This is a genomic window from Pseudomonas floridensis, from assembly GCF_002087235.1.
GTDB classification, from domain to species: domain Bacteria; phylum Pseudomonadota; class Gammaproteobacteria; order Pseudomonadales; family Pseudomonadaceae; genus Aquipseudomonas; species Aquipseudomonas floridensis.
The window spans coordinates 1-22261 of the sequence record NZ_MUIO01000040.1; the positions used below are offsets into that span (position 1 = coordinate 1).

Below are 22261 nucleotides of genomic sequence, written 5' to 3' on the forward strand. Positions count from 1 at the left end.
CTCGCCGACTTTTCGTACAGAGCCTAATGAAAGGCAGGTTCAGGTCGAAAGTGGTCGCCCGCATACACCAGCTTTCGTTACTAATCCCAGTCCATTTTGATGCCCTCTTGCTTGCGGAACACGTCCAGCACACTCTGGAAATGGGCGCGTTCGAAAGTCAGGCTCGGTATTGAGTCGTACCAATCAACGGCAGGAGATTGCAGACTGATCAACCCCCTCAGCAAGCCAAATCGGCGCCAGTGGACGTGATGCTCATCGGCGTGCTGCTCAGCGACAATGACATTACATGTCAGGTCCAAATCATCAGAGCAAACAAGCAGGGGAACCAGGGTCGCCCAGCCCGGCGATGTAGAGTAGGTCCGATCCCATACCAAATAGTTGTCGTCATCGCTATACAAGCCTGAATGAGCTGCTACGAGGTGTAGCTCCGCTTCCCGATTGTGCCGAGGCAGCCAGACCTCCAGAGGTACACCGTCAACGGAAAAGGTCGGGTAGAAGCCGAAGCTGTACTTGGACTTATGGCTTGCAATAGATAGCAGATTACTCATTCCACCTCTCGACTCCTGAAGTTTATAGAGGTTACTTTTTCCAGGTGCGGATGTCTCTGTTGTCAGCTAGCTTTGTACGGCGGATGGCGGCTATGCGTTGCTTTTGCTACCGCTGTGGATTATAGCTCTGCTTCTTAAAGCTTGATCGTGGATGATGCGGGCGAAGTCTGAGCACAGCGCAGATTTCAGCTCTTCAAGGAAGATTCAAAGATGAGAGCGGACATTACCGATGCTCCAAAACGAGTCATTCGAACACGTCACAAACGTGGCCATTTTTACGTGATCATCTGCGTGATGATTGGAAGCACGGCAACGACAGGTGCAGTACACTTTGGTAGCAGAATCTCGACGCTCAACTCTGCATTCATTCAGGCGATCAGCTCCACCGGAAGCGATGAGGAATCGACTCCAACCAATTCAGCTCGACAAACCGTATTCAACAATCAGAACTATGTGCCAAGAAGCGCTAACAATATTGTTGCTCTGCGCGCTACCTACGATCTTTCTCCTGACAACAAGGGTCCGAAGAAAGTGAAGCTAACAATCATCCGGCAGTCCCCCAGCATGAAAGAACGTGCGTGTTGGCCTTATAGACAAGGAAGTGTCGAATCCCGGAACTGTCGCACCTCGGTCGGGCTCAAGCACCGAGACTGATGTGTTGACAGACCACAGCGGGCAGCGGCTCACTTATGATCGACCGCTATCGGCCAATACTGTTAAAAAGTCGGTTTGCCCGAACAGCCTGATCGTTGACGGGGGAAAAGCCTTTCTTGCAAACTGCCAGGTTAACTCAGAGCCTGGAATTATCCCGAAGTAAGACTTCAATCTCCAACGCGTACTTTCTGCTGAGCAAACCACGGTCGACTTTTTTCAACAGAATCACTTTTAGTAATGGCTAGCTATCCAGCAACATCAGGCGGTCGAATCATCCGCTAAAGATCGTGCGCGGCAATAAACATGTCGACCGCAGACCGGCAATAGGATTCGATTTCGTTGGAGTTCTCCGCTATCGCCTCATCGAAGCGAGCGATCATCAGAAGATCTGATCCTTTGATAAGCGCGGCAAACAAGCGAGCGGACTCTCGAGGGGCGGGCACACTCAATACCGCTTTCGCGTGCAACTGACGCAATAGAGCCTCTATCTGGGCGATGACATAGGCAGGGCCTGCTTCATAATGGAGCTTGCTCAACGACTTTTGCTTCATCTTGTCGACCACGATCATAGCTTCAACACTGCGCACCTCCGGGCTCAGTAACGTGCGCAGCAGGAACGTTCCCACCGCCATGAGCTGATCCGCAGCCGAACCGTCGACGCCTTCAATGATAGCTTGTGGTGCAAACTGATGGCAGTGGGCCGCGATGGCCGCACTGAACAGCGCCTCTTTATTTTCGAAGTGTCGGTAGATGCTTAGCTTGGATATTTTTGCCCGCTGGGCGACCTTGTCCATTGTTGTCGCTTGAAAACCCAACTCCACAAAAAGTTCGCCGGCGGCGTCGACGATCGTTTGGCTGAGCGCTTCATTGACCGGACGGCCGCGCCGGGTTTGGTTATTTTCGTTCACAAAAATTCCAGTACTTGACAGTATTCTAATTCCAGAATTATGGTACTCAACAGTATCCAAAAAGTAAAACACATATCCCTTCATCCACAATGCGGAGCCCATCACCATGAATGACGTCATCATAATCGGCGGCAGTTTTGCGGGGCTTGCCGCTGCCCTGCAGCTTGGTCGTGCCCGCCGAAAGGTCACCGTTCTTGATACCGGCCTTCCGCGCAATCGCCTCGCCAGCCACTCGCACGGCTTGCTCGGCCACGACCACAAGCCACCGCTGGAGATTCTTGCAGAGGCGCGGCAGCAACTGGCACGGTACCCTACGATCAGTATGGTCACTGCACGAGCCGAGGGTATCTCCGGCACCCTTGACGATTTCGCGATCCTCACAGGCGATGGCGAAATCCACAGGGGGCGCCGTCTGATCCTGAGCTATGGCGTCGCCGACCAGATGCCTGAAGTTCCCGGCTTTGCCGAAGGTTGGGGCACCTCCATCGTGCCCTGCCCCTATTGTGACGGCTATGAAGTTGCCGACCGGCATTGGGGCCTCGTCTGGTCCGGACCGCCGTCACATAACTACGTCAGGCTGTACCACGATTGGACTGACACATTGACGGTCTTCGCCAATGGTCACGACATTCCACTCGACATCCGGGGCGATCTCGCGCGCCGAGGCATCCTTGTCGTCGACGGCCGGATCACCAAAATCGACCATGAGGAGAGCCATAACACCACCGTCAGACTCGATGCCGGCCCCCCTGTCGCGATCGACATCCTGTTCGCGCATCCGCGCAACAAGCCGTCCGCACGCTTGCATGAATTGCTGGGCCTCGCCACGGTCGATACACCCCTGGGCATCGCCATCAAGGTCGACGAACGCCGCGAAACCAGTATGCCCGGCGTTTACGCTGCTGGCGATCTCGCCAATCCCCACATGGCCTCGGTCACCACGGCATCATGGCAAGGCGCGATGGCGGGCATCTTCGCCCAACAGTCGATGCTGGTTTGAGAGCACAGATGTCCTTGTTCGGTTGTCGCAGGCTTTTAAAGGTTGCGCCGTTGTAAAGGCGGATTTGGTGTGATGTTGCGCGCCTTTTCTTTTGGCTTGAGGTTACGCAGCTTGGTATCGGCCAGCATGGACGTCACGTATTCCACGTAAAAAACACCAGGCTCAAAAAAGCACTCACGCACCACGCTACTCAAACACGGCGCTAGCCGATGCAAGAAGCTGCCGGAAACTGCTAGATCCAAAAAAAACAAAAGCCCGCAATTGCGCGGGCTTCCGGGTGTTTCTTAGCACTCGCTACCGGACAATGCCGGACGCGGGATCATTCCCACTCAATCGTCGCAGGCGGCTTGCTCGACACATCGTAAGTAACGCGGGAAATACCCTCGATCTCGTTGATGATGCGGCCACTTACCGTCTCCAGCAGCTCGTAAGGCAGGTGCGCCCAGCGTGCGGTCATGAAGTCGATGGTTTCTACGGCGCGCAGTGCGACAACCCAGGCGTAGCGACGGCCGTCGCCGACGACGCCTACCGATTTGACAGGCTGGAACACGACGAAGGCCTGGCTGACTTTGTGATACCAGTCGGCCTTGCGCAGTTCTTCGATGAAGATGTGGTCTGCGCGACGCAGCAGGTCGGCGTATTCCTTTTTCACTTCACCCAAGATGCGCACGCCCAGGCCCGGGCCCGGGAATGGGTGGCGGTAGACCATGTCGTACGGCAGGCCGAGTTCCAGGCCGAGGCGGCGGACTTCGTCCTTGAACAGTTCGCGCAGGGGCTCGACCAGTTTGAGATTCATCTCCTCCGGCAGGCCGCCCACGTTGTGGTGCGACTTGATGACGTGGGCTTTGCCGCTCTTCGCGCCAGCTGACTCGATCACGTCCGGATAGATGGTGCCTTGGGCCAGGTACTTGATGTTGTCCAGCTTGCAGGATTCGGCATCGAACACGTCAATGAAAGTACGGCCGATGATTTTGCGCTTCTTCTCTGGATCGCTTTCGCCTGCCAGGTTGTTCAGGAACTGCTCTTCGGCATTGGCGCGGATGACCTTGACGCCCATGTTCTCGGCGAACATGGCCATGACCTGTTCACCTTCGTGCAAGCGCAACAGGCCGTTGTCGACGAAGACGCAAGTCAGTTGATCGCCGATGGCCTTGTGCAGCAGCGCTGCGACCACGGAGGAGTCGACGCCGCCGGACAGGCCCAGCAGGACGTTGTCGGTGCCAACCTGGGCGCGAATGGTGGCGATCGCGTCGTCAGCGATGTGCGACGGCGTCCACAGTGCTTCGCAGCCGCAGATGTCGAGGATGAAGCGCGACAGGATGCGACCGCCCTGCTTGGTGTGGGTCACTTCCGGGTGGAACTGCACGCCGTAGTAGCCACGGGTGTCGTCGGCCATGCCGGCGATCGGGCAACTCGGGGTGCTGGCCAGAACGTGGAAGCCGTCCGGGATTTCAGTGACTTTGTCGCCGTGACTCATCCACACATCGAGACCGAACACGCCATCAGCGTCGATGTGGTCTTCGATGCCGTCAAGGATGCGGCTCTTGCCAACGACGTCGACGCGGGCATAACCGAATTCACGCAGGTCGGAACCGGCAACGCGGCCGCCCAGTTGTTCAGCCATGGTCTGCATGCCGTAGCAGATGCCGAAGACGGGAACGTTGAGGTCGAACACGGCCTGTGGCGCACGCGGGCTGTTGGCTTCGTGCACGGACTCCGGGCCACCGGCGAGGATGATGCCGCGCGGGGCGAATTCGCGAATCGCTTCGTCGTCCATGTCGAACGGATGCAGTTCGCAGTACACGCCGATTTCACGCACGCGACGGGCGATCAATTGGGTGTATTGGGAACCGAAGTCGAGGATCAGGATACGGTGGGCGTGAATGTCGAGGGCCATGACTCAATCTCGTCAAAAAACAGAAACGACACGGGGCTGCGTCAACAGCCCCGGCTATGAAACTTGCTGAACTGCATCGCAGCGCGAACCACGATGCAATCCGGATCAACCAACGCGATAGTTCGGCGCTTCCTTGGTGATCTGCACGTCGTGGACGTGGGATTCAGCCATGCCGGCACCGGTGATGCGCACGAATTCGGGCTTGGTGCGCATTTCTTCGATGGTGGCACTGCCGGTGTAACCCATGGAAGAGCGCAGACCGCCCATCAATTGATGGATGATGGCGGACAGCGGGCCTTTATAGGCCACACGACCTTCGATACCTTCTGGCACCAGCTTTTCGGCACCTGCGGACGAGTCCTGGAAATAGCGGTCGGACGAGCCTTGCGCCTGGGACATTGCACCCAGCGAACCCATACCGCGATACGCCTTGTAGGAACGACCCTGGAACAGCTCGATCTCGCCCGGCGCCTCTTCGGTACCGGCGAACATCGAGCCCATCATTACGCAGGATGCGCCAGCCACGATGGCCTTGGACAGGTCACCGGAGAAGCGGATGCCGCCGTCGGCGATCATCGGCACGCCGGTGCCTTCGAGGGCAGCGGAAACGTTGGCGATGGCGCTGATCTGTGGAACGCCGACACCGGCGACGATACGGGTGGTGCAGATCGAGCCAGGGCCGATGCCGACTTTGACGGCGTCGGCGCCAGCGGCGACCAGCGCCTTGGCGGCTTCACCGGTGGCAATGTTGCCGCCGATGACCTGCACTTCCGGGAAATTTTCCTTGACCCACCGAACGCGGTCGATCACGCCTTTGGAGTGACCGTGGGCGGTATCGACGACCACGACGTCAACGCCTGCGGCAACCAGTGCAGTCACACGCTCGCCAGTGTCCTTGCCGGTGCCGACCGCAGCACCGACGCGCAGACGACCCTGGTCGTCCTTGCTGGCCAGCGGATAGGCCTTGGCCTTTTCGATGTCCTTGACGGTCATCATGCCCTTGAGCGCGAACTTGCCGTCGACGATCAGGACTTTTTCCAGACGGTGCTTGTGCAGCAACTCGCGCACTTCATTCTTGTCAGCGCCTTCGCGAACGGTGACCAGACGCTCTTTAGGCGTCATCACTTCGCGGACAGGGACATCGAGACGGTTTTCGAAACGCACGTCACGGGAAGTCACGATGCCGACCAGGTCGCCATCATGCAGCACGGGTACGCCGGAAATGTTGTGCATGCGGGTCAGTTCGAACAGATCGCGAACCGTGGCGTCGGCCTCGATCGTGATCGGGTCCTTGACGACACCGGCCTCGAATTTCTTGACCTTGCGCACTTCGGCAGCCTGCTGCTCGATGGTCATGTTCTTGTGGATGATACCGATACCGCCTTCCTGGGCCATGGCGATTGCCAGACGGGCCTCGGTGACAGTGTCCATTGCAGCGGAGACCAAAGGAATATTCAGCTCGATGCCACGGGTCAAACGGGTTTTCAGACTGACTTCGTTGGGCAGTACCTCGGAATAACCGGGCACAAGGAGAATGTCGTCGAATGTAAGGGCTTCTTGACTGATACGCAGCATCGCGGGGGCTCCCGGGCGGGAAAATTGGAAGCGCGCCATTATACCCACACACCCCGCCCGGCTCAATGTAAACCTCAGTCTATTATTGAAGCCGTTTATAAACGCACTTTGACGAAAGACACCGGCCGATCCAGACGTTCGGCGAAGTCATCGAGAAAGGTCTGCGTAAAGGACGCATCCAGCCAGTTGTTGAAGATGAAACCCAGGTTGGAAAAACCGCAGGCGTCCAGAAACAAAAAGCCATTGATGTCGTCTTCGTGCCGGCATTCCGGGCAGGTGAAGTTGTCAGTGTGGCCGGGCATCCAGTCTTCCAGGCTGTCGAACAGCGCTTCGCCGATTTCACGGCGGCATTCCGGGCAACCGGCTTCTTCGGCGAAGTTGTTCAGCGGGGTGAAGATGCAGCGCTTGGTCACGATCTCCAGCCCGTTGACGGTTTCACCGAACGGCAATGCGTCGGGGTTCTGCACCACGCGTCTGGCACCCGGCGCCACGGCGTAGGCCATTTTGTTTCCGGCACGCCCGCAAGTCGTCAGTTCGGGCTCGACGACATTGAGCTTGACCAGCCAGCGCAGGATCAGGCGCGCCCTCGCCTCGTGCGCAGGAAAGGTGGAGATTTGCGGGACGATGATGCTTTGGGTGTTCATGACGGACTGTCGTTTGCAGCGAATCGAGGCCGCAGCTTAATCGGCCATGGTTTCAGGTCAAGTTCAAACGTCCCGTCAACCGGAAAAGTAGCGGGCGATCAGGGCCATGCCACTGACCAGCACCAGCCAGGTCACCAGACGCACAAAGGTTTCGCGGGACAGCCTCTGGGTCAGCGCCCTGCCCACCCAGGAGCCGGTCAGCATCGCGGGCAACAGACAGACGCCCAGCACCAGCAGCGGGATTTCGGCGTAAACACCCGCGATCAAAAACAGGCTCAAGCGTACGACGGTGCTGCAACTGATCAGCGCACTTTGCGTGGCCCGGGCCTGCTCTTTGGACGTGAGGCGACTGTTCAGGTAGATCGCGTATAAAAAGCCGCCACTGCCAAACAGCGCGCCGAACAGACCGCCAATGGTGCCCATGGGGATTGCCCAGCCTGCGGCCAGTTGCGTCGGCCGCACCTTGATGGCCAGGCTGTACACCGCGTACCCGGTCACGAAGACGCCCATTAATAGAAGCAGCAGGTCGGATTTGAGGTTGAGCAGAAACAGCACGCCCAGCGTGCAACCTAACGCCATGCACGGCAACAGACGCAGCAGTTCGGATCTGACCACCGACTGGCGCGAGGGCAGCAGATTGCCGAATGCCGCGAGAAAATCCAGCATCACCAGCAGCGGGATAATGCGGGACAGCGGCATCAAGTGGATCAGGATCGGCCCGGCCACCAGCGCTGTGCCGAAACCGGCAATGCCGAATACGATGTAGGCAGCCGCCACACTCAGCTCGATGATCAGCCAGTCAAGCGGTGTGAAGCCCAGTTGAGTGAAGGCCGAGAACACCCCGATATCGCCCACGATGCTTCCTTTCCAGAGGGATTAAAGCGACTGTAGCAAAGACGCGGGGGAGTCGCCTTCACGTGGATGGCTGCCGGATCGACCGGACGCTCGCGCAACGAGCATCTTCGGGCTTTTGATCGAGCCCGTGCTCCGCGTATGATGCCCGGCATGATCAAAGACCCTTTCGCAAGACTCGGCCTCGACCGGGAAGTCCTTACTGTCAGCCAGCTCAACGGCCGCGCCCGGGTGTTGCTGGAAGACGTGTTCAGCAGCATCTGGGTCGAGGGCGAGATTTCCAATCTCTCGCGCCCGGCGTCGGGGCATGTGTACTTCACCCTCAAGGACTCCGGCGCCCAAGTGCGTTGCGCACTGTTCCGCCAGAGTGCGGCGCGGGTACGCCAGGCGTTGAAGGACGGGCTGCAGGTCAAGGTACGCGGCAAGGTTTCGTTGTTCGAAGGCCGTGGCGATTACCAACTGATCCTCGACACCGTCGAACCGGCGGGCGACGGCGCGTTGCGCCTGGCATTCGATGCACTGAAAGCCAAACTCAGCGACGAAGGCTTGTTCAGCGCCGAACGCAAGGTCGCCCTGCCCTTGCACCCGCAGCGGATCGGCATCATCAGCTCGCCGACCGGCGCGGTGATCCGCGACATCATCAGCGTGTTCCGGCGGCGTGCGCCGCGGGTCGAACTGACGCTGATCCCGACCGCCGTTCAAGGCCGCGAAGCGATTAACCAGATTGTCCGCGCGCTCAAACTGGCCGACTCCCGCGGCTTCGACGCGCTGATCCTCGCCCGGGGCGGCGGCTCGCTGGAAGACCTGTGGTGCTTCAACGAAGAGGCCGTGGCCCGCGCCATCGACGCCTGCGTGACGCCGATCGTCAGTGCGGTCGGGCATGAAACCGACGTATCGATCAGCGACTTCGTGGCGGACGTGCGTGCACCGACGCCGTCAGCGGCCGCCGAACTGTTGGCTCCCGATTCCAGCGACCTGCACCGCCGCGTCGACAACCTGCATCGCCGACTGATCAGCCGTATGCAGGACCGCCTGATGCGCGAGCGTCTGCGCCTCGAAGGGATATCCCGGCGCCTGCGCCATCCCGGCGAGCGCCTGCGTCAACAGTCACAGCGCCTGGATGATCTGGACATGCGCCTGCGTCGCGCCTTTGAACAGAGCATGCACAAACGTCAGGTGCGGCTGGCGCACATGGAAAGTCGACTCGCTGCCCAGCATCCGGGACGTACTCTGGCGTTCCTGCGTCAGCGCCTCGACGGTCTGGCCGAACGCCTGCCACGCGCCATTCGCGAACAGATCAAGACCCGCAAATTACAACTGCAAAGCCAGGTTCAGACCCTTAACGTCGTCAGCCCGCTCGCTACTCTGGGGCGCGGTTACAGCATTCTGCTCGACGAGCGGGGACAGGCGATTCGCACCGCCGCACAAACCCAGACCGGCCAGCGCCTGACCGCAAAACTGGGCGAAGGCGAACTGCAAGTGCGGGTCGAGGACAACCATCTGACGCCCGTGACCCTCTCTCTTCTGGACTGACTGCCCGATGCTACGTTTTATCGCCCCGCTGTTCGCTCTGCTGCTGTGCCTGCCTGCCCAGGCCGACAGTTTCATCACCCGCGCCCTGAACAAACCGGTGCCGGGCGGCGTTGCCGTCATCGACCTGGGAACCGGCGCGCAGGCGCCGACCGCCACCTATCAGGACAAGCCGGTGCTGGTGGTCAAAGAGCAAGGCACGCGCTGGCTGGCGATTGTCGGCATTCCGCTGACGGTCAAGCCGGGGACGCAGCAGATAGCCTCAGGCGGTCGCACGCTCAACTTCACGGTCGGCACCAAGAAGTACCCGGAGCAGCACATCACCTTGAAGAACAAACGCCAGGTCAATCCCAACCCCGAAGACAACACGCGTATCGAAGGTGAACTGGCCGAACAGATCCGTGCCTATCGCAGTTTCAGCCCCGGCACGCCGAGCAACCTGATTCTCGACAAACCGGTCAACGGCCCGCTGTCCAGCAAGTTCGGGGTTCGTCGCTTCTTCAACGGCGAAGAACGCAACCCGCATGCCGGGCTGGACTTTGCAGTGCCTGCGGGCACGCCGATCAAGTCACCGGCGGCTGGCAAAGTGATTCTGATCGGCGATTACTTCTTCAACGGCAACACGGTGTTCGTCGATCATGGCCAAGGCTTCATCAGCATGTTCTGTCACCTGTCGAAGATCGATGTGAAGCCGGGCGATCTGGTGCCGCGTGGTGGCGTCGTGGGCAAGGTCGGCTCCACAGGCCGGGCAACCGGCCCGCACATGCACTGGAATGTCAGCCTGAACGATGCACGGGTCGATCCGGCCATCTTCATCGGCGCGTTTCAGCCCTGATCGTAACGAGTAGCAGGTCAGCCCTCAGAAACTGTCCTGCTTGCGAAAGAGACGGTGCCGCTCGCTGCATTTGCGCAGGAGCAACAAGCGCCACCCGTCTTGCGCACATCACCGAGCCTCAACAATAACCCTGTAAAAATATTGATTAATGCGCTGTTAAAAAGCTCAAAAATCAAGATAACAGGAATTTATCCCAATTATTTTCAAGTGCTTGCCATCCTTTACTCCAATGGTTACGGTTGGCCACATGAAAACCTCTCAAACCCTCATTCTGTTGCGCCAACATCGGTGCCTCAGCCTGGTCAGTGCCCGACTGCCAGGCTAGATTGCAGTGCCTCGACCTTGCGTTTGCGACAACGGTTGGCCGCCTCTTTCCGGCCTTTCAGTACAAAGGACTATTCACATGACCATGCTCAAAGATCCCTCGAACAAGTACCGCGCGTTTCCGACCATCGATCTGCCTGACCGCACCTGGCCTTCCAAGACCATCAATGCGGCGCCGATCTGGTGCAGTTCAGACCTGCGCGACGGTAACCAGTCGCTGATCGAGCCCATGGATGCGGTCAAGAAGCTGCGTTTCTGGAAAACGCTGGTCAGCGTCGGCGTCAAGGAAATCGAAGCTTCGTTTCCATCCGCCTCACAGACCGACTTCGACTTCGTGCGCACCCTGATCGAAGACGGCCACATCCCGGACGACACCACCATCCAGGTGCTGACCCAGGCTCGCGAAGACCTGATCGCCCGCACCTTCGAATCGCTGCGTGGCGCAAAGAAAGCCATCGTTCACCTGTATAACGCGACCAGCCCGTCGTTCCGCCGCATCGTGTTCAACCAGGACAAAGCCGGCGTGAAGGACATTGCCGTCAATGCCGCCAAGCTGTTCGTGAAATACGCCGCTCAGCAGCCTGAAACCCAGTGGACCTTCGAATACTCGCCGGAAACCTTCAGCGCAACCGAGCTGGAATTCGCCAAGGAAGTCTGCGACGCGGTGATCGAGGTCTGGAACCCGACGCCTCAGAACAAAGTGATCCTGAACCTGCCTGCCACCGTTGAAGTCGCGACGCCGAATATCTATGCCGACCAGATCGAATGGTTCGGTCGCAACATCACGCGTCGTGACAGCGTGCTGATCAGCCTGCACACCCACAATGACCGTGGCACCGGCGTCGCCGCCACCGAGCTGGGCCTGATGGCGGGCGCGGATCGCGTCGAAGGCTGTCTGTTCGGCAACGGCGAGCGCACCGGTAACGTCGACCTGGTCACCGTCGCTCTGAACCTCTACACCCAGGGTATTAACCCTGAGCTGGATTTCTCGGACATCGACGGGGTGCGCAAGGTCGTTGAGGAATGCAACCAGATCCCGGTTCACCCACGTCACCCGTACGTCGGCGACCTGGTCCACACCGCATTCTCCGGCTCGCACCAGGACGCTATCCGCAAGGGCTTCACTCAGCAGAAGGATGGCGAGCTGTGGGAAGTGCCTTACCTGCCGATCGACCCGGCCGACATCGGTCGCAGCTACGAGGCGGTAATCCGTGTCAACAGCCAGTCGGGCAAAGGTGGCATCACTTACCTGCTGGAACAGGAATACGGCATCTCGCTGCCGCGTCGCATGCAGATCGAGTTCAGCCAGGTGGTACAGGGTGAGACAGACCGCCTGGGCCTTGAGATGAGCGCCGAGCAGATTCATTCCCTGCTGCGTCGCGAATACCTGCAGGCCAATACGCCTTATGCGCTGATCAGCCACAAGTTGCAGGAAGAAAACGGCAACAGTTCGGTCGATGCCGAAGTCCATGTCGACGGCGAAACCCAGCACTGGCGCGGCAAGGGCAAGGGCGCGCTGGAAGCTCTGGTGGCCGGTCTGCCGATTGCGGTGGAGATCATGGACTACAACGAACACGCCATTGGTTCCGGCACAACGGCCAAGGCCGCTGCCTACATCGAGCTGCGTGTGAATGGCGACAAAGCGGTACACGGCGTGGGCATCGATGAGAACATCACCACCGCCAGCTTCCGCGCGCTGTTCAGTGCGCTGAACCGCTCGCTGAGTCAGGCACAAGCCAAAGCGGCCTGAGTGAACGATAGATAAGAGCAGCGGACACCGGTCCGCTGCCCTTTCGCTGACCTGAAACATCCCTCCCCGCCTTTCAACACGTGGCTTTGCGGGCGATTCCATTCTGCGCATGACCCTGTCCGTTTCGGCATAATCTTTTTTATTTATGCTGTGGTAGCATGCTGCCTTTGTTTCAGACTGACCCGAATCGAACAGCAACTCATAAGCTGAAGATGTCTGTCTGAATTGACCTGCCAGCTCCACCTTCCTATAAAACCAAGACGACTATTGCATTGTTTCCCGGACGAAAAGAATGCACGGGCAGACCCTCCGTGCATTGAAAACAGCATCGGCCTCGTTAACGCCGAGCTGATCCAATCACATTTGGAGCGTTTATGCCCAAGGCTTCCCATCAAGACCTGCGCCGCAGCTTTCGTGAGCTGACCTCGTCAAAATCCTGCTTTCACACCGCTTCGGTATTCGACCCCATGTCTGCGCGCATCGCCGCCGATCTGGGCTTTGAAGTCGGCATCCTGGGCGGCTCGGTCGCTTCGCTGCAAGTACTGGCAGCGCCTGATTTCGCCCTGATCACGCTCAGCGAGTTCGTCGAGCAGGCCACCCGCATCGGCCGTGTCGCACAGCTTCCCGTCATTGCAGACGCAGACCATGGTTACGGCAACGCCCTTAACGTCATGCGCACGGTCACTGAGCTGGAACGCGCCGGTATCTCGGCCCTGACCATCGAAGACACCCTGCTGCCCGCGCAATTTGGCCGCAAGTCGACCGACCTGATTTCGACAGCCGAAGGCGTGGGCAAGATTCGCGCCGCCCTGGAAGCACGGGTCGATCCTGAAATGTCGATCTTCGCCCGCACCAACGCAGCGATCATTCCGGTTCAGGAAGCCATCAGCCGCGTGCAGCAGTACCAGAGCGCAGGCGCCGATGGCATCACCATCGTCGGCATCCGTGACTTTGATCACCTGGCGCAGATTTCCGAAGGCCTGACCGTGCCACTGATGCTGGTCACATACGGAAATCCCGAGCTGCACGACAATGACCGTCTCGCTGAAATGGGCGTGCGGGTTTGCGTACATGGCCATGCAGCGTACTTCGCCGCCATCAAGGCGACGTACGATTGTCTGCGTGAACAGCGCCAGATTCTGGGCAGCACCTCGAACATGAGCGCGACCGAACTGACCCACACCTACACCCAGCCGGAAGACTACGTGGAATGGGCGAAGAAGTTCATGAACGTCAACGAGTAAGCCCGACGCCACGGCAGTAACGCAGAAATCAAAAAGCCTCCCTCTCGTTCAAGAGGGAGGCTTTTTTTCAAGCTCGTTTCTTCGCGGATGGTCGCGAGAAGCGCATCAAGCCTTGGTGTTGACGCCGCCTTGAGTCTGCAATTGCAACAACGTGCCTTGCAGAGTCTGCAACGAGGCGCTGGTGGCCATGATTTGTGCCTGGATCGCCATCGCTCGCTGAGCCTTCTCTTCCGGCGTGCCTTGACTGCTTTGCGCTGCCGCCAGTTGAGCCTGCTGTTGAGCCAGTTGCTTCTGAGCCTGCTTGATCTGCTCTTTGATCTTATCGATAGTGGACTCGAGTGCCGAGCTGCTGGAACCGCCCACAGTGCCGCCTTCAGCCGTCCCGGCCACTTTGGCCCCTTCCAGAGACACTTCCGTCGTCTTCTTCTCATCATCCTGGGTGGCAGCGGCGTTTGCTGCCTGTGCTTCCTGGTTTTTAACCGTTACCGAAAGCGAACTCGAGTAAGCACTTAGCGTGGATGTATTGATAGTAGTCATGACGCTCTCCTGGGGGTTTGCGAACGCTATCGGCCGCCATGAAACATTCTGAAGCATTTATTTGATAATAAATGCATCAGCGTCCAGCCCGGCCGGAAAGCGTGTCCGATAGGCGTGCAGATCACCCGCATTGAGGGCTGCCTGAAAAACCCCGTCCGCCTCGCCAGCGCTGAGCAGGCTCTCGCCGTGGAAGTCCAGCACCTGACTGTCACCTGTATAGGCAAAGCCCTTGCCGTCGGTCCCGATACGATTCACCGCCGCCACGTAACACAGGTTTTCAATTGCCCTGGCGGGCAGTAAGCGGTTCCAGTGCAGGCGACGGGCACCCGGCCAATTGGCGGTGTACAGCAGCAGATCGGTGTCCTGCGCATCGCGACTCCAGACCGGGAATCGCAGGTCGTAACAAATCAAAGGACGGATACGCCAGCCCTTGAGTTCGAACATCACCTGACGCTCGCCCGGCGTGTAATGCTCATGCTCGCCCGCCATGCGGAACAGGTGACGCTTGTCGTAATGCAGCAACTGCCCGTCGGGACGCGCCCACAACAATCGATTGCGATGACTGCCATCGGCAGCGCGAATGATCACGCTGCCAGTAATGACCGCATCGATGCGCCTGGCCTGCTCCAGCAACCATGCCGACGCGGGACCGGCTTCAGGCTCGGCAAGCACCTCGGACTCCATCGAGAATCCGGTGGTGAACATCTCCGGCAGGATCACCAGATCGGCACCCCGCGCCTGATCGAGCAGAGGCTCGAAATGTTCCAGATTGGCGTCGCGGTCATGCCAGACCAGCGTGGTCTGGATCAGAGCGATGTTCAGGTTCGGTAGCTGACTCAGATCGCGCATAGTTTCTCCGCCGCCTGACGCAGCGTTTCCTCTTGTTTGGCGAAGCACAGACGGATCAGTCGCTGGCCTTCAGGCGGACTCTGGTAGAACACCGAGATAGGAATACTTGCCACGCCATGCTCACGGGTCATCCACAACGCCATGTCGACGTCATTGAGGTCGGGGCGTATCTGCGAGTAGTCCACCAATTGAAAATAGGTGCCGCCGACTCGCTCGAAACTGAAACGCGAACCTGCCAGTTGGTCGCAGAAATAATCGCGTTTGGCCTGATAGAAGGCCGGCAGCTCATCGACATGCTCGGGATGCGCGGCCATGAAATCAGCCAGTGCGAACTGCAGTGGCGTTACCCCGCAGAAACTCACGTACTGATGAACCTTGCGCATCTCGGCCGTCAGCGCGGGCGGTGCCACCACATAACCGGTTTTCCAGCCGGTGACGTGGTAGGTCTTGCCGAACGAGCTGACCACGAACGCACGCTGATACAGCGCCTCATGGTCCAGCACACTGACATGACGCTGGCCGTCGAACACCAGATGCTCGTAGACCTCATCGCTGAGCAGGTAAATATCACGCTCGGCAATCAACGCCGCCAGCCGATCAAGCTCGGCGTGGCTGATCAGTGCACCGCTGGGATTGTGCGGGCTGTTGATGACGATCATGCGTGTGCGCGGGCTCAGGGCGTCGGTCAGCTTCTGCCAGTCGATGGCGAAATCATCCAGCCCCAGTTGTACGTGAACGCAGCGTCCACCGGCGAGTTCGACCGCAGGCTCATAGCTGTCATAGCACGGGTCGAAAATGATCACCTCGTCGCCGGGACGAATGACCGTCTGCACCGCACAGAAAATCCCTTGGGTCGCGCCCGGCGTAATGGTGATTTCCGTGTCCGCATCGACCGCGCGCCCATAGCTGCGGGCGATTTTGGCAGCCACCTGCTGACGCAGCGCGGGCAGGCCGGTCATCGGCGAATATTGATTGTGACCTTGCATGACATGACGGCAGACCGCGTCGCGCAGCGCCTGCGGGCCATCGAAATCGGGAAACCCTTGAGACAGGTTGATGGCACCGGTTTCGGCAGCCAGTTGTGACATGACGGTGAAGATGGTGGTGCCCACATTAGGCAGCTTGCTGTCGATCATGGAGCCCTTTCCCTGCAATCCCCCGGCACCACGGCGGCACGGGTCAGGCAGGATAGCCCAAGGAGCGCGCATAAAAAAAGGCACCAGAGGTGCCTTTTTCGTACATTTCCTACAGACCATTCAGCGCTTGTCGCGGCGCTTCTTGTCGGCTTTCTTGTGGTGCGACATCATCCGACGCTTCTTGTTGACCTGGCGGTCCGTCAGCGTGTTCTTGTTGCCTTCGTACGGGTTCTCGCCGCCCTTGAACTCGATACGGATCGGCGTACCGACCAGTTTGAGCACACGGCGGTAGGTGTTCTCCAGGTAGCGAACGTAGGACTTCGGCACCTTCTCGACCTGGTTGCCATGGATCACGATCAATGGCGGGTTCGCACCACCCAGGTGAGCGTAGCGCAGCTTGATGCGGCGGCTGCCAACCATCGGCGGCGCATGCTCGCTGACTGCGTCTTCCAGAATCTGGGTCAGACGGCTGGTCGGCCAGCGGGTGACGGCGGATTTGAACGAGTTCTGTACCGACTGATACAGGTTGCCCACGCCCGTGCCGTGCAGAGCCGAGATGAAGTGAATGTCGGCGAAATCGACGAAGAACAGACGACGTTCCAGCTCGACCTTCACGTAATCGCGTTCGCCCGGCGTCATGCCGTCCCACTTGTTGAGCGCGATGACCAGCGCACGACCGGCTTCGAGCGCGAAGCCCAGCAGGTTGAGATCGTGATCGACCACACCTTCGCGGGCATCCATCACGAAGATCACCACGTTGGCGTCCTTGATGGCCTGCAGCGTCTTGACCACCGAGAACTTTTCAACTTCTTCGTGGATCTTGCCGCGCTTGCGCACACCGGCGGTGTCGATCAGCGTGTACTTCTCTTCGTTACGCTCGAAGGGAATGTAGATACTGTCACGAGTGGTGCCAGGCTGATCGTAGACGATGACCCGGTCTTCACCTAGCATGCGGTTGACCAGCGTCGATTTGCCGACGTTGGGGCGACCGATGATCGCGATCTTGATGCCGTCCTTCTCGCTCGGCCCCGGAATGCGCTTGGCTTCCTCGCCTTCGGCAACCTCTTCGACTTCACCGTCTTCAAGGTCGTCTTCGTCGCGAGGGAATTCGCGCAGAGCAATTTCCAGCATCTGCGAGATGCCGCGACCGTGCGCGCCAGCTACCGGAATGGCATCGCCCAGACCCATCGGGCTGAACTCGGCACGGGCCAGGTTCTCGTCGATGTTGTCGATCTTGTTGGCGACCACATAGGAACGCTTGTTACGTTTGCGCAGGTGCTCGCCGATCATCTGGTCGGCAGCGGTGTAGCCTGCTCGGGCGTCTACAAGAAACAGCACCACATCGGCTTCTTCGATGGCCAGCAGCGACTGCTCGGCCATCTTTTCGTCCATGCCATGCTCGTCACCGGAGATACCACCGGTGTCGATCAGAATGTAGGAGCGCCCCTGCCACTTCGCCTCTCCGTATTGGCGATCACGGGTAAGACCGGACAGATCGCCGACAATAGCGTCGCGGGTCCTGGTCAGGCGGTTGAACATGGTGGACTTGCCGACGTTCGGTCGACCCACCAGGGCGATTACGGGAACCATGCGGCTCTCCACTTCGTTATTTCAGAAAATACAAAAGCCGCTGCAGGGCAGCGGCCGGAGTTCGGGGCGGTGCCAAAAGGCACCGCGGCCTTGCCTGGGCAAGGTCGCCAGAGGCCTGAGGCCTCCAGCTTGGACACTCATTGCTTGACGGTCAGGGCTTCCAGTTTGCCGCTGTTGCCGTACACGTAAATCATGTCACCAACCACCAGCGGACGGGCACGCAGGCCGTCGCTGTCGATACGCTGACGACCCACGAACCGACCATCCACCTGGCTCAACAGGTGAAGATAGCCTTCCATGTCGCCGACCGCTACATAGCTGGAATACACTTCCGGCGCGCCCAACTGGCGGCGGGCCAGAGATTCATTGCTCCACAGTGCGGAGGAAGAACGCTCGTCGATGCCTTCGACCGTTCCGGAAGCCAGGGTCGCGTAAACGCTGCCGAAGCCTTGGGCAACGCCCGAGTAGCTGGACGCGTCACGCTGCCAGAGCACACGACCGCTTTCCAGTTCCAGACCGGCAACACGGCCCTGATAGGTCGCGACATACAGTGTACCGCCGGACAGCAGCAAACCGCCGTCGATGTCGACTACACGGTCCAGCTCCGAACGACCTTGCGGGATCGCAACACGCTGCTCCCAGATCGGCACGCCATTGGAAATGTCCAGCGCGACCACCTTGCCGGTGGACAGGCCTGCGACCGCCAGACGATTGGTCGCCAGCGGAGCACCCGTGCCACGCAGGGTCAGGACCGCAGGCGTGCTTTCATAGATCCAGAGCTGGGAACCGGTAGAGGCATCAAAGCCAACGACGCGATCGTCCTGAGTCTGAACAACGACAACACTGCCGTTGGTAGCAGGCGGGGCCAGCACTTCGCTGGTCACGCGAGCGCGCCATTTTTCTTCGCCGGACGCGGCGTCCATGGCAATCACTTCACCCTTGAGGGTGCCGATCATCACCAGCCCGTAACCCACGCCTACAGCACCGGATACCGGAAGCTCGAGATCCTTTTTCCAGATCACGTCACCGGTCAGACGATCCAGCGACACGACTTCGCCCGTCACATCGGCGGCATAGATACGATCACCGTCGATGGCCGGGACCAGCATGTTGTAGGTCTTGCCCTGACCGTCACCGATTGAACGGCTCCACTGCTTCTGCAGGACCACCTCTTCCTTGAAATCGGTCAGCTCGGCCGGCGGCAGTTCTTTCTTGCTGTTGCTGCTGCAACCCGCGGCCAGAATGGCCAGAGCCAGCAATGCTGCATGTTTCCAACGAATCACGTCACGCATCCCCTTTCGCCAGATCGTCGAGCTTCATTTGCAGGCCGCCGACCGCTGCTTCTTCAGACAGGGCGGATTTGGCCTTTTGGTATGCAGCATACGCCTCGTCGGTACGACCCAGCTGAACCAGCAGATCACCCTTGAGTTCTTCACGGCTGGCCAGGAACGATTTATCAGCATCGCCCGTCAGCAGTTTCAGCGCGTCATCAGCCTTGTTCTGGGCAGCCAGCACGCGAGCCAGACGCTGACGGGCAATTTCACCCAGCGTATCGTTGGCAGGCTTGTCGGCAACCGTCTTCAGCTCGGCCGCGGCGTCGTCGAGTTTACCGGCATCGACGGCAACTTTCGCGACAAAAAGGCTGCCGTACTGGGCATAAGTCGTACCGCCGTACTCGCTTTTCAGCTTGCCGGAGATCTCGGCGACACGGGTTGTATCTGCCTGGCCACTTGGCGTCAGCGCGGTTTCGAGCAATTGCTGATAGAGCATCGAGGCGCCTTGCGACTGGCTGGCCTGATATCTCTGCCAGAACTGCCAGCCGAGGACCACGATCAGCGCCAGCACAGCGCCCACGACCAGGGGTTTGCCGTTGCGCTGCCACCAGTCTTTCATTACCGCCAGCTCTTCATCTTCGGAACTCGACACCCCAATACTCCTATTCGCTAAAACGGCTGTTAATCAGCTTCAACCCTGCACGACGCAGGAGGCCAGGTGCTCTGACAGAGCGTCCCAGGCAATATTTTGTTGTTCACCCTGACCACGCAGGGGTTTGACACCGATGATCTTCTGCGCGAGTTCTTCTTCGCCAAGGATCAGAGCATACAGCGCACCGCTCTTGTCGGCTTTCTTGAACTGGCTCTTGAAGCTGCCGGCACCGGCGTTGACCTGCAGGCGCAGGTGGGGCAAACGGTCACGCACCTGCTCGGCAAGCGCCAGCCCGGCCAGCTCGGCTGCATCGCCGAACGCGCAGAGATAGACATCCACCTGGCGGGAGATCTCTTCGGGAATCTGCTCCAGGGTTTCCAGCAGCAGAACCAGACGCTCGATGCCCATTGCGAAACCGACACCTGCAGTCGGCTTGCCGCCCATCTGCTCGACCAGACCGTCGTAACGGCCGCCCGCACAGACAGTGCCCTGGGCACCCAGTTTGTCGGTGACCCATTCGAAAACGGTCTTGCTGTAGTAATCCAGCCCGCGCACCAGCTTGGGGTTGATCACATACGGAATGCCGGCAGCGTCCAGACGGGCTTTCAGGCCTTCGAAGTGAGCCCGGGATTCGTCATCCAGGTAATCCGCCAGCTTCGGCGCATCGACCAGTACAGCCTGTGTTTCCGGGTGCTTGGTATCGAGCACGCGCAGCGGGTTGGTTTTCAGCCGGCGCTGGCTGTCCTCGTCCAGTTGATCGAGACGGGCCGACAGGAACTCGACCAGCGCATCACGGTAACGCGCACGCGCCTCGCTGGTGCCCAGACTGTTTAGCTCGAGTTTGACTGCGTCACGGATGCCCAGCATGCCCCACAGGCGCCAGGTCATCACGATCAGTTCGGCATCGATGTCCGGACCGTCGAGATTGAAGACTTCCACGCCAATCTGGTGAAACTGGCGATAACGGCCTTTCTGCGGACGCTCGTGGCGGAACATCGGCCCGATGTACCACAGTTTCTGAACCTGGCCACCACCAGTAATACCGTGTTCGAGCACTGCGCGCACGCATGCGGCCGTACCTTCGGGCCGCAACGTCAGGGAGTCGCCATTGCGGTCGGCAAAGGTGTACATCTCTTTCTCGACGATGTCGGTGACTTCGCCGATGGAGCGCTTGAACAGGTCAGTGAATTCGACGATGGGCATGCGAATCTGCCGATAACCGTAGTTATCGAGCAGACGCGAAACGGTGCTCTCGAAATGGCGCCACAGCGGCGTCTGCTCGGGCAGGATGTCGTTCATGCCACGAATGGCTTGCAGAGACTTACTCACAAAAAATCCTTAGCAATACGGGTTAGCCGCGCACGATGACCGAGGCGTCGGCTTCGGCCTTTTCAGCCGCTTTCTCCCGGATCAAGCGTTCAAGCTCGTCCACGAGATTATCATTGGTCAGTTTCTGCGAAGGCTTGCCATCGATGTAGATCAGATTCGGCGTACCGCCCGTGAGGCCGATATGCGCCTCCTTGGCTTCACCCGGACCGTTGACCACACAACCGATGACAGCGACATCCAGCGGCACCAGCAAATCTTCGAGACGACCTTCAAGCTCGTTCATGGTCTTGACCACATCGAAATTCTGCCGCGAACAGCTCGGGCAGGCGATGAAGTTGATGCCACGGGAACGAAGGCGCAACGATTTGAGAATGTCGTAACCTACTTTCACCTCTTCGACCGGATCAGCGGCCAGCGAGATGCGGATAGTATCGCCAATCCCTTCGGCGAGCAGCATACCTAGGCCGACGGCCGATTTCACTGTGCCTGAGCGCAATCCACCGGCTTCGGTGATGCCCAGGTGCAGCGGCTGGATAATCTGCTTGGCCAACAGGCGGTAGGCCTCGACGGCCATGAACACGTCGGACGCCTTTACGCTGACCTTAAAGTCCGGAAAATTCAGACGGTCGAGGTGCTCGACGTGACGCAGCGCCGACTCCACCAGCGCGGCAGGCGTGGGTTCGCCGTATTTCTTCTGCAGGTCCTTTTCCAGCGAACCTGCGTTGACGCCGATACGGATCGGGATGCCGCGATCACGCGCCGCGTCGACCACCGCGCGCACACGGTCTTCACGACCGATGTTGCCAGGGTTGATGCGCAGGCAGTCAACGCCCAGTTCCGCGACGCGCAGTGCGATGCGGTAGTCGAAGTGGATGTCGGCAACCAGTGGCACTTTGACCAATTGCTTGATGCGACCGAAGGCTTCGGCCGCATCCATGTCAGGTACGGATACGCGCACGATATCGACACCGGCTGCTTCCAGCCGGTTGATCTGTGCAACGGTAGCCGCGACATCGTTGGTGTCGCTGTTGGTCATGCTCTGCACGGCAATCGGGGCATCACCGCCGACAGGAACAGAACCAACCCAGATTTTTCGGGATTCGCGACGCTTGATCGGAGATTCGCCGTGCATG

At 59.2% G+C, this 22261-nt stretch carries 20 protein-coding genes; 6 read left to right on the plus strand and 14 right to left on the minus strand.

Annotation, left to right across the window (positions count from 1 at the left end; all coding sequences use genetic code 11):
* Positions 1-80: 80 nt before the first annotated feature.
* A complete protein-coding gene (locus BZK31_RS30095; RefSeq protein ID WP_244182669.1) occupies positions 81-548 on the minus strand; it encodes a hypothetical protein in 468 nt (155 codons plus the stop codon).
* Between the two features lie 210 nt (positions 549-758).
* Between BZK31_RS30095 and BZK31_RS29425 the strand changes: the two genes are divergently transcribed.
* Positions 759-1202 carry a hypothetical protein gene (locus tag BZK31_RS29425; protein ID WP_157900726.1) on the plus strand — a complete coding sequence of 148 codons (444 nt, stop codon included), beginning with the start codon at positions 759-761 and terminating at the stop codon, positions 1200-1202.
* A gap of 278 nt (positions 1203-1480) precedes the next feature.
* On the opposite strand, the gene BZK31_RS11775 is transcribed toward BZK31_RS29425, so the two are convergent.
* Positions 1481-2110, minus strand: coding sequence for a TetR/AcrR family transcriptional regulator (locus BZK31_RS11775; protein ID WP_083183062.1), 630 nt, complete (start codon positions 2108-2110; stop codon positions 1481-1483).
* A gap of 106 nt (positions 2111-2216) precedes the next feature.
* On the opposite strand from BZK31_RS11775, the gene BZK31_RS11780 reads away from it, so the two are divergent.
* Positions 2217-3110 carry an NAD(P)/FAD-dependent oxidoreductase gene (locus BZK31_RS11780; protein WP_083182839.1) on the plus strand — a complete coding sequence of 298 codons (894 nt, stop codon included), beginning with the start codon at positions 2217-2219 and terminating at the stop codon, positions 3108-3110.
* A gap of 319 nt (positions 3111-3429) precedes the next feature.
* On the opposite strand, the gene guaA is transcribed toward BZK31_RS11780, so the two are convergent.
* The 4 genes from guaA to BZK31_RS11805 form a co-directional block, all read right to left on the minus strand.
* Positions 3430-5007 carry a glutamine-hydrolyzing GMP synthase gene (guaA, locus tag BZK31_RS11790; protein ID WP_083182844.1) on the minus strand — a complete coding sequence of 526 codons (1578 nt, stop codon included), beginning with the start codon at positions 5005-5007 and terminating at the stop codon, positions 3430-3432.
* 105 nt (positions 5008-5112) lie between these two features.
* Positions 5113-6582, minus strand: a complete 1470-nt coding sequence (gene guaB, locus BZK31_RS11795; protein WP_083182847.1) for an IMP dehydrogenase — start codon at positions 6580-6582, stop codon at positions 5113-5115.
* A gap of 95 nt (positions 6583-6677) precedes the next feature.
* The gene (locus BZK31_RS11800; protein ID WP_083182849.1) at positions 6678-7226 is read right to left on the minus strand and encodes a sugar ABC transporter ATPase; all 549 of its coding nucleotides are present in this window, start codon (positions 7224-7226) and stop codon (positions 6678-6680) included.
* Between the two features lie 75 nt (positions 7227-7301).
* The gene (locus BZK31_RS11805; RefSeq protein WP_083182851.1) at positions 7302-8081 is read right to left on the minus strand and encodes a sulfite exporter TauE/SafE family protein; all 780 of its coding nucleotides are present in this window, start codon (positions 8079-8081) and stop codon (positions 7302-7304) included.
* A 150-nt stretch (positions 8082-8231) separates the two neighbouring features.
* Between BZK31_RS11805 and xseA the strand changes: the two genes are divergently transcribed.
* From xseA to BZK31_RS11830, 4 genes are all read left to right on the plus strand, one after another.
* Entirely contained in the window at positions 8232-9611 is a 1380-nt protein-coding gene (gene xseA / locus BZK31_RS11810) for an exodeoxyribonuclease VII large subunit (protein ID WP_167377934.1), read from the plus strand.
* 7 nt (positions 9612-9618) lie between these two features.
* Positions 9619-10443, plus strand: a complete 825-nt coding sequence (locus BZK31_RS11815; protein ID WP_083182855.1) for a peptidoglycan DD-metalloendopeptidase family protein — start codon at positions 9619-9621, stop codon at positions 10441-10443.
* 403 nt (positions 10444-10846) lie between these two features.
* Entirely contained in the window at positions 10847-12517 is a 1671-nt protein-coding gene (gene leuA, locus BZK31_RS11825; protein ID WP_083182857.1) for a 2-isopropylmalate synthase, read from the plus strand.
* 374 nt (positions 12518-12891) lie between these two features.
* Positions 12892-13761 carry an isocitrate lyase/PEP mutase family protein gene (locus tag BZK31_RS11830; protein WP_083182860.1) on the plus strand — a complete coding sequence of 290 codons (870 nt, stop codon included), beginning with the start codon at positions 12892-12894 and terminating at the stop codon, positions 13759-13761.
* A gap of 105 nt (positions 13762-13866) precedes the next feature.
* On the opposite strand, the gene BZK31_RS29030 is transcribed toward BZK31_RS11830, so the two are convergent.
* From BZK31_RS29030 to ispG, 8 genes are all read right to left on the minus strand, one after another.
* Positions 13867-14298: a hypothetical protein gene (locus BZK31_RS29030; protein WP_087881658.1), complete on the minus strand. Its 432-nt coding sequence runs from the start codon at positions 14296-14298 to the stop codon at positions 13867-13869.
* Positions 14299-14355: 57 nt separating this feature from the next.
* Complete coding sequence (locus tag BZK31_RS11840) at positions 14356-15147, minus strand: amidohydrolase (RefSeq protein WP_083182870.1); 792 nt, start codon at positions 15145-15147, stop codon at positions 14356-14358.
* Complete coding sequence (locus BZK31_RS11845; protein WP_083182873.1) at positions 15135-16283, minus strand: pyridoxal phosphate-dependent aminotransferase; 1149 nt, start codon at positions 16281-16283, stop codon at positions 15135-15137. Before BZK31_RS11845 ends, BZK31_RS11840 begins: the two co-directional genes overlap by 13 nt.
* Before the next feature lie 120 nt (positions 16284-16403).
* Positions 16404-17873: a ribosome biogenesis GTPase Der gene (der, locus tag BZK31_RS11850; protein ID WP_083182875.1), complete on the minus strand. Its 1470-nt coding sequence runs from the start codon at positions 17871-17873 to the stop codon at positions 16404-16406.
* Between the two features lie 137 nt (positions 17874-18010).
* A complete protein-coding gene (gene bamB, locus BZK31_RS11855; RefSeq protein ID WP_083182877.1) occupies positions 18011-19165 on the minus strand; it encodes an outer membrane protein assembly factor BamB in 1155 nt (384 codons plus the stop codon).
* Positions 19158-19799, minus strand: a complete 642-nt coding sequence (locus BZK31_RS11860) for a tetratricopeptide repeat protein (protein ID WP_083182879.1) — start codon at positions 19797-19799, stop codon at positions 19158-19160. The genes bamB and BZK31_RS11860 overlap by 8 nt, the downstream gene beginning before the upstream one ends.
* 39 nt (positions 19800-19838) lie before the next feature.
* Entirely contained in the window at positions 19839-21128 is a 1290-nt protein-coding gene (hisS, locus tag BZK31_RS11865; RefSeq protein WP_083182882.1) for a histidine--tRNA ligase, read from the minus strand.
* 22 nt (positions 21129-21150) lie between these two features.
* Entirely contained in the window at positions 21151-22260 is a 1110-nt protein-coding gene (gene ispG / locus BZK31_RS11870; protein ID WP_083182884.1) for a flavodoxin-dependent (E)-4-hydroxy-3-methylbut-2-enyl-diphosphate synthase, read from the minus strand.
* Position 22261 lies beyond the last annotated feature (1 nt).

Coding starts and splice junctions, on each gene's coding strand:
- BZK31_RS11800 (WP_083182849.1), bottom strand. CDS start 7,226: ATGAACACCCAAAGCATCATCGTCCCGCAAATCTCCACCTTTCCTGCG.
- BZK31_RS11815 (WP_083182855.1), top strand. CDS start 9,619: ATGCTACGTTTTATCGCCCCGCTGTTCGCTCTGCTGCTGTGCCTGCCT.
- ispG (WP_083182884.1), bottom strand. CDS start 22,260: ATGCACGGCGAATCTCCGATCAAGCGTCGCGAATCCCGAAAAATCTGG.
- guaA (WP_083182844.1), bottom strand. CDS start 5,007: ATGGCCCTCGACATTCACGCCCACCGTATCCTGATCCTCGACTTCGGT.
- BZK31_RS30095 (WP_244182669.1), bottom strand. CDS start 548: ATGAGTAATCTGCTATCTATTGCAAGCCATAAGTCCAAGTACAGCTTC.
- guaB (WP_083182847.1), bottom strand. CDS start 6,582: ATGCTGCGTATCAGTCAAGAAGCCCTTACATTCGACGACATTCTCCTT.
- BZK31_RS11830 (WP_083182860.1), top strand. CDS start 12,892: ATGCCCAAGGCTTCCCATCAAGACCTGCGCCGCAGCTTTCGTGAGCTG.
- BZK31_RS11780 (WP_083182839.1), top strand. CDS start 2,217: ATGAATGACGTCATCATAATCGGCGGCAGTTTTGCGGGGCTTGCCGCT.
- der (WP_083182875.1), bottom strand. CDS start 17,873: ATGGTTCCCGTAATCGCCCTGGTGGGTCGACCGAACGTCGGCAAGTCC.
- BZK31_RS11840 (WP_083182870.1), bottom strand. CDS start 15,147: ATGCGCGATCTGAGTCAGCTACCGAACCTGAACATCGCTCTGATCCAG.
- leuA (WP_083182857.1), top strand. CDS start 10,847: ATGACCATGCTCAAAGATCCCTCGAACAAGTACCGCGCGTTTCCGACC.
- bamB (WP_083182877.1), bottom strand. CDS start 19,165: ATGCGTGACGTGATTCGTTGGAAACATGCAGCATTGCTGGCTCTGGCC.
- BZK31_RS11845 (WP_083182873.1), bottom strand. CDS start 16,283: ATGATCGACAGCAAGCTGCCTAATGTGGGCACCACCATCTTCACCGTC.
- xseA (WP_167377934.1), top strand. CDS start 8,232: ATGATCAAAGACCCTTTCGCAAGACTCGGCCTCGACCGGGAAGTCCTT.
- BZK31_RS29425 (WP_157900726.1), top strand. CDS start 759: ATGAGAGCGGACATTACCGATGCTCCAAAACGAGTCATTCGAACACGT.
- BZK31_RS29030 (WP_087881658.1), bottom strand. CDS start 14,298: ATGACTACTATCAATACATCCACGCTAAGTGCTTACTCGAGTTCGCTT.